The organism is Aeoliella mucimassa (assembly GCF_007748035.1).
Taxonomy (GTDB): Bacteria; Planctomycetota; Planctomycetia; order Pirellulales; family Lacipirellulaceae; genus Aeoliella; species Aeoliella mucimassa.
Map to the genome: position 1 here is coordinate 4,485,695 of NZ_CP036278.1, position 15,335 is coordinate 4,501,029.

The 15,335-nt window shown below is 57.4% G+C and carries 8 protein-coding genes; 1 reads left to right on the forward strand and 7 read right to left on the reverse strand.

Annotation, left to right across the window (positions count from 1 at the left end):
* The first annotated feature begins 157 nt into the window (after nucleotides 1-157).
* Nucleotides 158-784, forward strand: coding sequence for a DUF3124 domain-containing protein (locus Pan181_RS17550; protein ID WP_197528462.1), 627 nt, complete (start codon nucleotides 158-160; stop codon nucleotides 782-784).
* A gap of 5 nt (nucleotides 785-789) precedes the next feature.
* Here the strand turns inward: Pan181_RS17550 and Pan181_RS17555 are convergent, their stop codons facing one another.
* From Pan181_RS17555 to Pan181_RS17585, 7 genes are all read right to left on the reverse strand, one after another.
* Nucleotides 790-6,051: an SdrD B-like domain-containing protein gene (locus Pan181_RS17555; protein ID WP_145248644.1), complete on the reverse strand. Its 5,262-nt coding sequence runs from the start codon at nucleotides 6,049-6,051 to the stop codon at nucleotides 790-792.
* Between the two features lie 83 nt (nucleotides 6,052-6,134).
* On the reverse strand, nucleotides 6,135-7,214 hold the full coding sequence (locus Pan181_RS17560) for a WD40 repeat domain-containing protein (protein WP_145248647.1): 1,080 nt from the start codon (nucleotides 7,212-7,214) through the stop codon (nucleotides 6,135-6,137).
* A gap of 128 nt (nucleotides 7,215-7,342) precedes the next feature.
* Nucleotides 7,343-8,929, reverse strand: coding sequence for a TrkH family potassium uptake protein (locus tag Pan181_RS17565; RefSeq protein ID WP_145248649.1), 1,587 nt, complete (start codon nucleotides 8,927-8,929; stop codon nucleotides 7,343-7,345).
* Between the two features lie 18 nt (nucleotides 8,930-8,947).
* A complete protein-coding gene (trkA, locus tag Pan181_RS17570) occupies nucleotides 8,948-10,288 on the reverse strand; it encodes a Trk system potassium transporter TrkA (RefSeq protein ID WP_145248651.1) in 1,341 nt (446 codons plus the stop codon).
* A gap of 188 nt (nucleotides 10,289-10,476) precedes the next feature.
* Nucleotides 10,477-12,384 carry an ICP22 family protein gene (locus Pan181_RS17575; RefSeq protein ID WP_145248653.1) on the reverse strand — a complete coding sequence of 636 codons (1,908 nt, stop codon included), beginning with the start codon at nucleotides 12,382-12,384 and terminating at the stop codon, nucleotides 10,477-10,479.
* Entirely contained in the window at nucleotides 12,381-14,168 is a 1,788-nt protein-coding gene (locus Pan181_RS17580; protein ID WP_145248655.1) for an ABC transporter permease, read from the reverse strand. The genes Pan181_RS17575 and Pan181_RS17580 overlap by 4 nt, the downstream gene beginning before the upstream one ends.
* Nucleotides 14,169-14,229: 61 nt before the next feature.
* Nucleotides 14,230-15,168 carry an ABC transporter ATP-binding protein gene (locus Pan181_RS17585; protein ID WP_145248657.1) on the reverse strand — a complete coding sequence of 313 codons (939 nt, stop codon included), beginning with the start codon at nucleotides 15,166-15,168 and terminating at the stop codon, nucleotides 14,230-14,232.
* Between the last annotated feature and the right edge of the window lie 167 nt (nucleotides 15,169-15,335).

Genomic DNA, 15,335 nt, shown 5'->3' on the forward strand with positions numbered 1-15,335 from the left:
GCGGTCAAGGATACAATGGTAACCTTGTATTGGCCAGATAATTGCCAGCATGTGGCAAAGTGCACAACGTGCCTTACAAGGAGAACCGATACGATCACCCCAACAGATCGAGCGATTCACTGCGGGCTCGTTCTGGTGGGATTTTCCGGAGGTAGAGATGCCAGCGCGTTCCGATAACGACTCCCCCGAGGCACCAGCCTGGGTTTATTGGCTGTTCAAGCATGGCCTGAAGACCATCGTACTTGTATTCCTGCTGGGAGTACTGCTGATTGCGTCGCTTACCTATTGGTTGGATCGCCGACTCGAGCATCTCGAAGAAAGGATCGCCGAGAAACCACCCAAGAGCTACACCCCGCCGAACTTAGACGACTACGCCGCCGAGCCAATCGACGATGCCGATATTGCTCAACGTCACTCCGACTACGTCCCGGTTTACTCACACGTGTACTTCGATGGTGGCCGCCCCTTCCTGCTGGAAGCTACGCTTAGCATCCGCAATACGAGCGAGACCGCGTCGGTGTACATTGAGTCGGTGCGGTATTTCGATACCCACGGTGAGCTCGTCAAGGAACCGGTAACCAACACCATTCAGCTCAAACCGCTACAAACCATCGAGTTTGTCGTACCGCAGAAAGACTCCACGGGCGGTTCTGGAGCGAACTACCTGGTCGATTGGTTTTCGACCGATCCAGCGGTCGCACCACTGATCGAAGTCGTGATGGTCGGCAACGAAGGCACACATGCCATCGCCTTCCGAGCCGAGTCGGTGCGCGTTACCCCTTGATCACGCTAAGCCGCTTCGTCGAGTACTTCGGCTGACTTACCAGGAGTGTAGACGCCTGGTTGGTCGGTTCCGTCTCCATCCCAATCGCCAGCAACCGGCACATCGCCAGCTGCACCGAGTTCGAACACTCGATCCACCGCGTCCATCTCGCGATTGCCGTTGGAATCGATGGTCCAGCGACCGTCGTTGAACACACCGAGGTCGTCGATGCCATCGCCGTTCCAGTCGCCTACCACGGGGGTTCCGTCTCCACCAAAAGTCACCGCGGCGTCGACGGAAGTGAACCGCCCGTCGCCGTTGAGATCGAGGTTCCAGACACCGCCGCGGAACACGCCGATCGTGGCAATGCCGTCGCCGTTCCAGTCGCCCACCACTGGTTGATCACCAACAACACCATAGTGGAACACGTGATCGATCAAATCGGCACGCACCTGTCCCTCGTTCGAATGCTGCAGCAACCGTCGGCCTAAGGTGGCTTCGTCCACGCGTGGAGGAACGTTCTTGGCTTTCGGTGCCAGCGGGCCAGGATTGTTCTCTGCATCCGGCAGCCCTGGCTCGTGTTCGATGGCCCACGGATCCCCCGCCCACACGGGACCGAAGATGGCAATGTCGGTCTTGCCATCGCCATCAAAGTCGCCAGCAGTTGGTAGGTCTTGAGCATCGCCCAACTCGGCCATCAAGTCGCCCGAGTCCCACCGCCCGTTGTCGTTGAGATCGAAGTACCATTTGCCATCGATGAAGATGCCGATTTCATCGTTGCCATCTCCATCCCAGTCGCCGACCACTGGCACCCCACGGGGATGTCCAAACACGACCAGCGTGGCAAGCTCATCGATGCCGTCGTCGCGATTGTCGTTCGCGCTGAGAGTCCAGGTCCCCTGGTCGAGTTCCACCTGCTGCCAACCAGCCATGGAAAACTGCACCGAAGTTGTCTGCGACATCAGCTCCTCGGCGGCCATGGTGGACCGCGGGAATCCTCCATCGAGCAAGCTCAAGTGCCAGGTGTAGCCCACCACGCGGCTGCCACCACCGTAGATCTCGGGCGCTACCTTCTTAGGCGCTACCAATGGGAACAGTGGCTGCGTTTGTGCGAAGGTCGGTGGAGGGGTAATCAGCGAAGGTGGCTCCACCGGTGGATCCACAGGCGGAATCCAAATGCTGGTTGTCGTGATCTCGCTGAAGTTATTCTCCTGAGAGTGCTGCCCCGCTCCGACGGCGATGCGGAAAATCACGTCGGTGCCAAACATCACCCGCATTTGTTCGATGGCTGCTTGCTGCTCGGCCGTTTTTTCCAGTACGGGATTCGATGAACCTCCAGCCACATTGACCACCAAACCACCAAGGCTTCCTTCGGTGTCGATATGATCGATCACTCCATCCGGCTGGACTTCAACCACCGCGTAGGTGCCCGCAGGCAATCCCGAGAACTCATAGTATCCATAGGCGTCGGTCACCACACGAATCGGCCCGTCGCCGTAATAGCCTCCGAGTGTTTCGCTACCGAAGATGGGGTCGCCAGAGTAACCGTGTCGCAGTTCCAGTGTCACCCCGCTGAGCGGCTGATCGTCGGCGGTCCGCTGACCGTCACGCAGATCGGCCAGGTTGTCGGGTAGTTCACCAACCACCAAGATTGGAGCACCATCGATGTAGACGAAGCCCGATATCGTCGCTGGTGGCACTTCGCAGAAGTCGTACTCGATATGATGCTCGTTGGAGCCTACCTCGATATCTCCCATCCGGTCGACACCAAAGTACGAACCACCGCCGGTACCGATATGGTAACCACCGTTGAAGTAATCTTCGGGCTGGTGTTCGAACACCGTGTAAGCCCCCGGAGCAAGACCTGTGAACGAGTAAGCTCCGTTATCATCCGTGTAAGTGTAGTCGAGCAGATTGCCATTTTCGTCGAGCAGATCGACGCGGACTCCAGGGATTACCCCTTCACCCTCTTCGTGGATGCAGTCGCCATCTTCGTCCACATAGACATGGCCGCTAATACTACCTGGCAACAGTTCGCCGAAGTTGTACTCTTCCGCGACATCACCGAAGTTGATCACCGCGCCGGTGATGCGATCCACGGTACCGGAAGTCTCGTCGGCCGCGGTGCCACCGTGCGTGCCGGCGGTGTCGATACCGTCGATCCAGCCGGTCGGCTGCACTTCTCGCACCCCGTAGGTGCCGGGTGCGAGGTTCGTGAACTCGTAGTAACCAACATTTCCCGTTTCGGTGGAAGTGACCGTTGTGATGCCAGTCGGTACTCCGTTGGCATCCAGCAGTTCAACGACTACTCCGCCGATACCGACTTCGTTATCGCGGTCGAAGTTACCCTCGTTCGACTCGTCGTGGTACACCCAACCCGAGAGGGAGGGACCTACGTGCTCGCAGAAGTCGTACTGCGTGGCGTCGATGTTCGAACCGAGCAGGATGTTCGAGAACAGGCTATAGATGTCGCCGATGTCCGACTTCGTTCCTCCCGAAGTGCCGATCCGCTCGCCGCCGTCGTAGAAGTCGGTCGGCTGGTGCTCGCGAACCTGATACTCTCCAGGAGCCAGGTCGGTGAACGTGTAGCGACCTTCGCTGTCGGTATAAGTTGTCTGCAGCACGTTGCCTGCCGCATCGAGCAGGTCGATCTGCACGCCTTCGAGCACGTCCTGCGGTTGGTCGAAGTGACAAGCTTCGTCGTACGACACTGTCACCCGGCCGCTGATACTACCTGGCAGCACTTCGCCGAAGTTGTACTCTTCTGCGACATCGCCGAAGTTGATCACCGCGCCGGTGATGCGATCCACGGTGCCGGTGGTCTCATCGGCCGCGGTGCCACCGTGCGTGCCGGCGGTGTCGATACCGTCGATCCAGCCGGTCGGCTGCACTTCTCGCACCCCGTAGGTGCCGGGTGCGAGGTTCGTGAACTCGTAGTAACCTACCTTGCCCGTTTCGGTGGAAGTGACCGTTGTAATGCCAGTCGGTACTCCGTTGGCATCCAGCAGTTCAACGACTACTCCGCCGATACCGACTTCGTTATCGCGGTCGAAGTTACCCTCGTTCGACTCGTCGTGGTACACCCAACCCGAGAGGGAGGGACCTACGTGCTCGCAGAAGTCGTACTGCGTGGCGTCGATGTTCGAACCGAGCAGGATGTTCGAGAACAGGCTATAGATGTCGCCGATGTCCGACTTCGTTCCTCCCGAAGTGCCGATCCGCTCGCCGCCGTCGTAGAAGTCGGTCGGCTGGTGCTCGCGAACCTGATACTCTCCAGGAGCCAGGTCGGTGAACGTGTAGCGACCTTCGCTGTCGGTATAAGTTGTCTGCAGCACGTTGCCTGCCGCATCGAGCAGGTCGATCTGCACGCCTTCGAGCACGTCCTGCGGTTGGTCGAAGTGACAAGCTTCGTCGTACGACACTGTCACCCGGCCGCTGATACTACCTGGCAGCACTTCGCCGAAGTTGTACTCTTCTGCGACATCGCCGAAGTTGATCACCGCGCCGGTGATGCGATCCACGGTGCCGGTGGTCTCATCGGCCGCGGTGCCACCGTGCGTGCCGGCGGTGTCGATACCGTCGATCCAGCCGGTCGGCTGCACTTCTCGCACCCCGTAGGTGCCGGGTGCGAGGTTCGTGAACTCGTAGTAACCTACCTTGCCCGTTTCGGTGGAAGTGACCGTTGTAATGCCAGTCGGTACTCCGTTGGCATCCAAGAGTTCAACGACCACTCCGCCGATACCGACTTCGGTATCACGGTCGAAGCTACCCTCGTTCGACTCGTCGTGGTACACCCAACCCGAAAGGGAAGGACCTACGTGCTCGCAGAAGTCGTACTGCGTCGCGTCGATGTTCGAGCCGAGCAGGATGTTCGAGAACAGGCTATAGATGTCGCCGATGTCCGACTTCGTTCCTCCCGAAGTGCCGATCCGCTCGCCGCCGTCGTAGAAGTCGGTCGGCTGGTGCTCGCGAACCTGATACTCTCCGGGAGCCAGGTCGGTGAACGAGTAGCGACCTTCGCTGTCGGTGTAAGTTGTTTGCAGCACGTTGCCTGCCGCATCGAGCAGGTCGATCTGCACGCCTTCGAGCACGTCCTGCGGTTGGTCGAAGTGGCAAGCTTCGTCATACGACACCGTTACTCGACCGCTAATGCTACCGGGCAGCAGTTCGCCGAAGTTGTACTGCACACCATCGTCACCGTACGCAAGTACGACACCAGTGATCTTGTCGGCGATGCCAGTCGACTCATCGGCAGCCGTGCCACCATGGCTACCAACCGTGTCTTTGCCATCGAGCCAACCATCAGGCTGCACTTCACGCACTCCATAAGTGCCGGCCGGCAGGTTGAGGAACTCGTAGTAGCCTACTTTGCCTGGTTCGGAAGAGGTGGTCGTGTAAATGCCAGTTCCATTGCCAGCCGCATCGAGCAATTCGAGCGTAACTCCCCCAATGCCTTCTTCTGTCGCGGGATCAAACACTCCGTCGTCCGAAGCATCGTGGTAGACCCAGCCCGATAGAGTTGCCAGGGGAATCTGCGCTTCGTGCACCACGGCCCCGGCCGTGCGGTCGCTGTAGTCATGAACCGTGGAATAGGCATCGGCCGGCAGACCGAGATCGAGTCCGGTTTCCGACTCAGCAGTCGCCATATTCGTATCGAATGCATCCCAGTAAGTGGCTTCGAGCTGTAGATCGACGTACCCTTCGGCAGAGAACTGGCCGGTGAGCTTGCTTCGTTCGAACTCCGCGCCTTCGACCAGAGAGTTTACGCTATCGCCTTCCGGGTCAGCGAACTGGAGTTCGTCGACATCGACCGAGAATTTCAGCGACTCTCCTGCTTCGAACCCACTGAAGGTGATGACGATGTCGGTGCCACCATCGGTGACCGAAACACTATCGATGGTGATGCCGGTGGCGTCCACAATCGAGAGACCAACCGCCTTGAACGCCCCGCTGCCACCATCTTCGGTGTCGAAGAAGATATCGCCATCGGTCAGGCCATCGAGTCGTTTGTCGCCGCTGATGGTTAGTTGATTCAGCGTGGTACCTTCGGCACCACCGACAAAGGTTACTTGAATGACGTCGGGTTGGCTATCGTCGCCGGTGGCTTCTTCGAAGTACACGCTTCCGAGTAGCACCTCGGGAACCACCCCATCGGCCGATAGCATCTGACGAGGTTCCAGGGACTCAATTTGCCCTCGAACGGCTCCTCGTTGCTGCTTCTTGCGCGAGTGCTTTGTGGAACCGGTCGACGAATGGCGACGGCCAAATAAATGATGAATAAGTCCCACGTGCTTACCTCCTTGTTAGCGACAATGCGCTCTGCTCCGTAGTAGACGCCAAACGCGATTCCGTTCGCATTGACCGTCTGAAATTACTTTGTCGCCTCGACGGGGCGGGTGGCTGTTTTCGTTTCGGCCATCCGATCCAGATGCCATACTCGAATGGTGGTATCGAAGCTGCCTGTCACCAATAGCTTGCTGGTAGTATCCACAGCGAGCGAGGTGATGGTGCCAGAATGGCCTTCAAGAATCTTCAGCAACGACGCACTATCAACTCGCCAAACCTGCACGCGATTGTCGGTACCGCCGACCGCAAGTTCGGCGTCGTTCACGAAGCTCATGCAAAAGACTTTTGCTGGGCGAATCGGGATTTCCTGCTGCAGAATGCCCGACTGCAGGTCCCACAAGCACACTTTCGCTCCGTCGCCGCCGGTGGCAATCGTTTGACCATTTGGCGAGAAAGCTACTGCCCGCAACCGACGCGAGTCGGCTTTGATCTCGTGCAGCAACTCAGCTGTTGCCACGCGCCAGACTCGTAAAGTTCCGTCGGCACTCGTGGCCGCCAACAGGGTACCATCGGGGGAGAACACGACAGCCGTGTGATCGAACTTCGTTGCCGGCGATTGCATCGCGATACGTGTTTCCTGGCTGTTGCCTGCCGAATAGTTATAGATGCTCGGTGGGCAGCAGAATCCAGCAGCGGCAAACTGCACTCCATTCGGATGGAACGCAACGCATCGCATGGGACCGTGCCCCTGCTGGGTGACGTGAAGCAAATCGCCAGTGTGGATATTCCAGCACCGGCAGCAACAGTCGGCACCGGCCGAAACGATGGTCTCCCCATCACCGGTGATGCTCAGTCCCCGCACCCAATCGTGGTGACCATCTAATTCTTGGATAAGTTCTCCGGAGGCGGTATCGAACAACCGGACTTTGTGATCATCGCCAGCGGCCGCTAATCGCGAATTATCCGGCGACAAAACCACCGCAGTCACCACAGCGGTCCTGCGTTGTGGATTTGCATCCAGCGCGTCAGGATCGCCAAAGGGGATCACCCGCGCAGGGGCAATCGACGGGATTTCCACCGCCTGTGTCCAGGAACACCAACTGCTAGCAATCACCAGCAATGCTAGCACTCGTTGATTTCGTCGTGAATTGTTATTCGCATCCATGCGCGCAGGCTCCTCGGTAGAGACATTTCCTCCTCTCCACTATCGGCCATCAAGCTCGATGGCTTGCAGCGGAAAAGCGCGGAGAGTGAGGAATAGCGAGGGTTGAGGGAACCTAGAGGCCAGCACACCTAATGGCTTCGCCAGAATCCTGGCAAAATAAGCACCAGCACGGCAAATAACTCCAGCCGGCCAAGCATCATGAGAAACACGAACAGCAGCTTGGAGAAACCACTGAAGTTCGCGTAATTCTGCTTCGCACCCACGGTGCCGAGTCCCGGACCGATGTTATTCATGGTCGCTGCGACCGCACTCGCCGAATCGATGAGCTTGTTCTCGACAGGATGGCCCGCAATCGTCCAAGTATCCTCGGGCTCGATGGCTACCAGCGTGATCCAACTCGCCATGAAGATGAAGGTCACCAGTCCGAAATAAAGCAGAATCTGATTCTTCAGTTCCGAATCAGTCGTCACGTTGTCGCCTAGTTTCAGCGGTCGGACAACCGTCGGATGATACGATCGCTCGACCTCCATGCGGAGGATCTTCACAAAGAGTACATGACGAATCACCTTCAGCCCGCCGCCGGTGCTGCCGGCGCAGCCTCCTACAAACATCAGCAGGAACAGTAGTGCTCTAGCGAGTTCGTGCCAGTTGTCAAAGTCATGAGTCGCAAACCCGGTGGTCGTGACTATCGAAACGACTTGAAACAACACGTGTCGGAAGGCGATTCGCAACTCCGTGAGCACGGGGATGCGGCCTTCGGTATCAAAATCGTGATACTGTCCAATGGAGAGGATGAGGATGATCAACGTAACGAAGGCGATCCCCCCGATGTAGGTCCGCCACTCGATGTCGCGGAACATTGCCCCCCAGCGACCGATCAATACCAGATAGATCAGCGAGAAGTTCATGCCAGCGATGATCATGAACAACGACAGGGTGTAATCAACAAGCTCGTTGTCGAAGTGAGCGACGCTCGCGTTGTAAGTGCTAAATCCACCAGTGGCCATCGTTCCAAACGCATGACACAGCGCATCGAACAACGACATGTGCACGTCTTCCACCATCAGCAGAAACGTTAGCAGGATGTTCAAGCCCACGTAGATGGCGGCAAAATTCCAGGCAGTATGCTGCATGCGTTCCTGCGATCCCTCTTTCGTGGGACCGGGAATCTCAGCCCGCATGAGTGCTTTCCCCGCCGAACCTTGCCCCAGCACGGCGACGAACAGCACGATAATGCCCAACCCTCCGAGAAAGTGCGTACTCGACCTCCAAAACAAGATCGAACGCGGCACCAACTCGGGATCTTCGATATCGTTAAGCACCGTGGCTCCCGTGGTGCTGAAGCCCGATTGCGACTCGAACAGGCAATCGGCCACGGTCATTTGCAGCGGTTCACCATCGACTCGCTGCCGTGCGGTGCCGCTTAGCAAATAAGGAAACGCACCAAGAATGGTGGCCAGCACCCAACTCAGTCCGACCACGGCCATGGCCTCTTTGCGATACAGCGTCATCTGGGCGTTACGTCCCAGCCAGCGTAAGACGGCACCAACGAGCAAGCAGATGAGCATCGAGGCCAACAGCGCAAAACACCCCCGACGTTCAAAATGCTGAGCAACTCCCACGGCCTCAAAGGCCCAAGGCACGCTTCCGAGCATCGTAAAACCGATGAGCCAGGAGAGTACGCCGAGCAGTTTGGCAACCAGCGGATAGTTCATGAGAGGAACCTGACCTGATTATTCGTCACCAAACATTCGTACGGTCGCATCCACGTGCTCTTCGTCGACCATCACCACGACCGTGTCGCCCGGCTTCAGTCGGTCGTCGCCACCTGGGACGAAAGCAAACTCGCTGCGAATCACCGCGGCGATCAAACAGCGTTCCGGCAAACTAAGGTTTGCAAGCACGTTTTCGGTGATCACTGCCTTCTCGAGCACTTCGATCTCAAGCACGCTGATACCGCCATCGCCAAGCGAAGTGCGGGAGATCAATGGACCGCTGTTCAAATACCCCAGGATTTGCTTGGCAACCACTTCACGAGGGCTCACTGTGATATCGATGCCCAACTTGCCGACCACGTGGGCGTAGTCGGGACGGCTCACCAAGGCCATCACTCGTTTGGTGCCGATGTCGCGGGCCTCGACCGCTGCCATAATGTTGTTCTCATCGTCGCCGGTGCAGGCAGCAAACACATCGGCTGCTCCGACGCGTTCTTCCTGCAGACTATCGCGACGCGTCGCATCGGTGTTCACCACCGTGGTGCTTTGCAGCTGGCTGGCCAGAAAATTGCATCGCTCGCGATCCGACTCGAACAACGTCACATTGAACCGCTGTGCTTCTAGAATGCGAGCCAGGTGATAACCGGTTTCTCCACCACCAGCAATCACTACGCTGAGCTTGCCGCGCGAGTCACCACAAAAGAGCGACTTGATCCCATCTACTTCCTTGCGGGCGCCGATCACGGTGAGTCGGTCGCCTGCTTCGATACGATCCTCGGCCGACGCAATGCGACTCGTGCCTTCGTGGGTAATCGAACCAACCCGCACACGACCTGGCAGTTCCAACTGCCGAATGGTTTTGCCCACGCATTTCGCTGCCCTCGAGACGAGCATTTCGTGCACTTCAATCTCGCCGCGGGCGAGGTTTTCGACCACGACCGACCCTGGATGGCGAATACCTCTAGCCAGTTCCATGGCGGAGAGATGCTCGAGGCTGATGAGCCGATCGATGCGGAAATGCCGCTGGTAATCGAAGGTACTAAGATCGCGAAAAACCGGCGCGTACACTCTGGCGACGGTTCGACGTGCGCCCATCGCTTTGGCCATGCTCGCCGAAACGAGATTCACCTCGTCGTCGCCGGTCACGGCCAGGCAAAGGTCGCAACCAATCACGCCCGATTGAAAGAGCACACTCGATTGCGAAGCCGAGCCGCTGAGGCCACGGACGTCGAGGGTTTCGTTCACGTGTTTGATGTTGGCAGCGTTCGAATCGACCACGGTCACGCTGTGTCCATTGCGACACAACATGGCAGCGACCGAGTACCCTACGGTTCCGGCTCCCAACACAACAATTCGCATTCCTTCAACCTATGGCGTGGGTTTCGGTTTGCGGTACATACCGCGATTGCAACAATTCACAACGGTAGTCGCGACGCAGTATCAACGCAACGGGGCCACCCCCCAAGCAGGCGTGGACGGAAAATCTCTCGGAAAAAATACGTTACAAACAAACGCTTCCATGAGATCTGTTCGACCAAAAGAAGAGATTATTGGCCGCTATTTTCGCCCGCCGACGAGTCCTCCTCGGCCTCTCCGCCCGACTCGGTGTCAGACGGTTCTACGGATTCTGAGGGTTGTTCGCCCTCGGTCGATGGCTGCTCGGCTGCTTCAGCACCAGGTTCTTTTGTCGGAGTGGCTTCCTCTGCTGGCTCCTCAGCAGGAGCCTCTTCCGCCGACGCTTCTTCGCCTGCAGACTCTTCGGTCATTTCGGCCGGAGTCGACTCCTCTTCAGCAGCGGGTTCGGTAGCCGATTCATCCGTTGCTGGGGTAGAGTCCTCACTGGCGGGAGCTGACTCCTGCTCCGCATCGGACGACTCTTCAGCGGGCTTGTTTTTGCGACGTTCACGCTGGGCCAGCTCTTCGGAGAATTGGTCCTCGACATCGAAATTCTCGATGATGTCCCACAGCAGGAAATCATCGGGGAACGCATCCCCCTTGGCATTCAGCAGGTCGCGATAGTCGACAATGAACACCATCAGATCATCGCCGGTCGTGCCGTCGGGATCTCGCAACTCTGGGAAGTTTTGCAGCACTTCGTTCCACAACACAAAACCTTCGTCGTACAACTTCTTGGCGGTAACCGTGTCTTGGTTTTCCTTCCAAGCTTTCTTGCCCTCGAAGATCTTGCTACGTGCTTCCACCGCCGTGTCGGTTTGCTCAAACTCGGCCCGCAGCTTCCAGTAGTCGTAGTTGGCGTCGCTCTTATAGCGATCGGTAAAGATCAGATTGGTCCGCATGTCGGCCAACTTCTGCACCAGGATGCCGACTTGCTTGCGAAGCTCGGGATGCTCCGACTCCAGACGCTTAGCTAGTTGCAGGTCGTTGACTTGAATCGCCTGCTCGGCCTCGCCAGCCAAAGCCCATTGCTCATCGGTACGTTTATCTTCTGGCGTGTGGAGCGCGGTGCGTTGGGCTTCGCTCAACTGCGCGCGGCGTTCTTCCACCATCTTGTCTCGCAGTCCGGGAGCCAGATCCGACAGCTGTCCCTCCAACTCTTTTACTTGCGCTGCAAGCTCGTCCTCGTGTCCTAACTGCAAGCGACGTCCAGTGGAGTGCTCGATCCAACGATCGCCAAACTCACTCCAGTCGTCGGAAGCCACCTTCCAAGCATTTTGCCCCTTGGCAAACTCGCCTTCGTTCTCGATCGCTTCGGCATAGCTCATCTGCGATTTGGCCGGGCTGGAATAGAAGATCTTTTCGCTCTTCTTACCAATGCTCTTGCCATACTCCTGCACGGAGATGATGCCGTTGTTGTATTCCTTCTTCGATACGAGCCAGTTGTCGCGCTCGTCGCTGCCGGGTGGGGGATCGTCGCCGTGGAACTCGTCATCGTTCTTGAACAACTCGCGGTACTGCACCGACTCGTCGGCCCGACCGATCTTATGACCAACGAACCATCCGAGATCCCACCATAGCTGGGGAACCTGGCGATTTTCTTTATTCTTCTGGACACCTTGCTGTAGGAATTCGATTCCTTCGCGAACGTAATAGTAGCGATCGCGATAGTCGTCGAACTGCACCGAGACGTTATAGCTAACGTTCCACGACTGGAACTTCCAGAACGTAATGATGTTCGGTTGCAAGCGAGCAAGCTGCTCAAGCGTTGCGGTGAGGTTGGTCCAGTCTTCCTTCTTCTTGTACTCGTCGGCCTTGCGCCACAGTTGGTTCACCGCCAAGCCGCGGAGCCCGAGCGTAGCGAGCTTCATGGTTTCGCTGGCCGGGTCGATCTCGCCCAAACTTGCCTGACTTAGGCCATATTGTTGCTTTTTCTGCGAAAGCAAACCGCCACCTTCGGTAACGGTGGCCGGCCGACTGAGGAAAGCCAGCGGAAACAGCAAGATGACGATGCCCAAAAAGTAGGCCACTTTGCGTTGAAACGAAGCCTGCTTGTTCATTTCGCTACCTCACGATTACGCAACAGGAAGTATCCCACGACGGCCAGCCCGATCACGTAGGCCAGACACGTTACCAGTTGCTGGGCAACCAGATTGGCGGGGATATCAAATCCGTAGGCGACATAATTCGATACGTTGAAATCATTGAAATTGGGTAGCACGCTGGCAAGTGAGACCATCAGGAATTGCAAGCCATCGTCGATCCAACGCATGATTTGAATCGCGATATTCTTATCGCGGAAATCGGAGATCAGATTCATGTGCGTAACGATACGCACCAGGGCCTCGATGGGACCGCCACCCTCTTGGGTGCCTTGGGCGACGCCGACAAAGAAGTCGCGGAAGAAACCCAGCAGGATAAACGAGCAGGTGAAGAGCATCGCAATCGGACCGCTCAGCACGGTACTGGCCGTCACCGCGATGGAAATCACCAACACCATTTGCACCCAAATGCTCAGGTAGGCTTTAAAGAAGTTCCACACCGGCGACGCATCCCCCAAGTGGATGTAGCAGTCGCCTTGGGCAAAACCAAAGTACTGCGCCCGCTCGATGCATTGCACGACAACATCGATTTGCCCTTCGTCGTCGACCAGATCTTCGAGCAGATCGACCGGCTGGTTGTTCGTATCGGTGAGTTCGCGAGGGAAGTACTTTGTATCGATCGAGCCATCTTTGGCGTAGAAGAACTCGGGCTCGGTCTTCACGGTGCCGTCGGTGCTCTGCAGTTGAATGATACCTTCGATCGGCTTGTTGATATCGCCCTTCCAGGTACGGAACACTCGCACAATCAGCTCGATTGGCAGATACTTTCCATCCTCCGCATCTTCAATCAGCACACTCTCGTCGATTCCTTTGAATCGCCAGATTGCCGCGGCTTGCGTACTGCCTTCGATAAAGCTGCGGTAGCCCCACTCTTTACCAACGCTCACGCCACGTTCGACCTCGATGCCCTGTCGATTGATGAAGCGGATATCTCCGCCCAGTGGCACTCGGGCTTTCATCGTCGAGAGTGGAGGCGACACCACGTAGCGACCATCTTTCTCGGTAACCGTATGCTCGTGGTCGTGTTCATAGACCGCAATCACCTCGCCGACTTCGTTCTTCTCCAGCAGGTGACGATGCCCTTTGTCGTAGCTGGTGAACTCGGGTAGCTCTTCCTGCACCGCAATCGTATGCGTGTGGTTGAGCGCCCGGATGACGAACACGTAGCTACTGGCACCCATGATTAACAGCAACACGGTGCCGACCAGGGTGTACCCCAGGATACGACCGACGATGATGTCGATCGATCGCACTGGCTTGCTGACGATGGTATAGATGGTGCGACTCTTGAAGTCGTTCGGCAGGCTGAACACCGCCAGCAGCAGCGCAATCAGCAACCCCAGGTACGAGGTCGCGGTGAGCACGAAACTGAGGTAGAGCTTTGCCGGCTCGCGATCGGTCTTGAGGAACCAGCCTGCAAATAGCATTAACAGCAAAAACACCGCCATGGCGACCAGCACGCGGCGACGAAGGGCTTCCTGCATGGCAACGCGGGCGATGGCCCACACCCGGCGGGGCGACACGTAGAACAGCTCGTGCAGCGCGTTGGCAACCACACGGTAAACGCGTTCGCCAGCTTTGACCGGCCCGTACAGCACGGTGCCGATGGCTAGGCCCAGCAGCATGGCCAAGGCACCAAGCACCACGAGCACTATGAGAAAGTGCCACAAAGCGCCCCAGCGCTCCGTATCGAACTGCAACAGCCACTGTTCAAACGGCAGAAGCGGCTTTTCTTGAATCATTGCTGCGGGTCGGGAACTAGGGCCAAAAATGCGGGACCGACGAGTAAGACTTCGTCACGAATTAAGCGTTGGCGTCGCTCGACGCGGCAGAATCGGCCGGTGGGCTCTCCGGGTCTTGCTTCACCACACGGCGGCCAGGGCGAGCTTCGCTGTCGCGAACGATCGACAGGAACAACTCTTCGAGCGTGGTCGTCGGATTCTCCATCGACAATAGCTCGCCATTGTGGCGGGCGATGACGTCGCGAATCTCATTCTGGCAATCTTGCGAAAGGCCACGAGCCGAGACCTGAGTGACGTCTTCGACCTTTAGCAGGTCGTCCACCCGGCCCAGCTCTTTGAGCTCGCCTTGATGCAGAATGGCGATGCGATCGCACACGTCTTGCACGTCGGCCAGCAGGTGACTGCACATCACGACGGTTTTGCCTTGATCTCGCAGCTCGAGAATCCAGTCCTTCATTTCCCGCGTACCAATCGGGTCGAGACCACTGGTTGGTTCGTCGAGGAAAATCAAATCGGGCTCGTTGATCAGCGCTTGCGCCAGACCGATGCGGCGGGTCATACCTTTGGAGTATTCGCGGAGCTGACGCTTGCGAGCGTCGCCGAGCTTGACTTGCTTGATGAGCTTGTCGATGCGCTCCCGGCGAACATCTGGCGAGATGTTGAACAGGCGGCCGTAGAAGTCGAGCGTCTCTTCCGCATTCAAAAAGCGGTACAGGTACGACTCTTCCGGCAAGTAACCGATTCGCTCGTTTTTGGTAACATTCGTTGCCGGCTGTCCCAAGACCAGGGCTTCGCCCTCGGTGGGAAACAACAGGCCAAGCAACAGCTTGATCGTGGTTGTCTTGCCCGAGCCATTCGGACCCAGGAGTCCGAAAATCTCGCCTTTGTAGATTTCGAGGTCGAGCGCCTTGAGCGCCCGCACTTTTTGACGGCCCCAGAAGTCGCGGTAAACCTTGGAGAGGGCACGCGCTTCGACCACTACGTTGTCGTTGTCCGCCATTCGGGAATCCTCGTCAGAGTGGCCGATGATGGGGGTGATGGATCGTGGGATGAGCCGCTTCGCCCGAACGGGGCGAGAAGCTCAGACAGTTCGCCTGAAAAGTCGGTATGCAATACGCACCCGGCGATAGCATGGTTCGCGAACAATTGCGAACCGAATATGCTGGC

What these genes read in the sequence shown, in the direction of transcription:
- trkA (WP_145248651.1), bottom strand. Translation starts at nt 10,288, where the DNA reads ATGCGAATTGTTGTGTTGGGAGCCGGAACCGTAGGGTACTCGGTCGCT.
- Pan181_RS17560 (WP_145248647.1), bottom strand. Translation starts at nt 7,214, where the DNA reads ATGGATGCGAATAACAATTCACGACGAAATCAACGAGTGCTAGCATTG.
- Pan181_RS17565 (WP_145248649.1), bottom strand. Translation starts at nt 8,929, where the DNA reads ATGAACTATCCGCTGGTTGCCAAACTGCTCGGCGTACTCTCCTGGCTC.
- Pan181_RS17580 (WP_145248655.1), bottom strand. Translation starts at nt 14,168, where the DNA reads ATGATTCAAGAAAAGCCGCTTCTGCCGTTTGAACAGTGGCTGTTGCAG.
- Pan181_RS17575 (WP_145248653.1), bottom strand. Translation starts at nt 12,384, where the DNA reads ATGAACAAGCAGGCTTCGTTTCAACGCAAAGTGGCCTACTTTTTGGGC.
- Pan181_RS17550 (WP_197528462.1), top strand. Translation starts at nt 158, where the DNA reads ATGCCAGCGCGTTCCGATAACGACTCCCCCGAGGCACCAGCCTGGGTT.
- Pan181_RS17585 (WP_145248657.1), bottom strand. Translation starts at nt 15,168, where the DNA reads ATGGCGGACAACGACAACGTAGTGGTCGAAGCGCGTGCCCTCTCCAAG.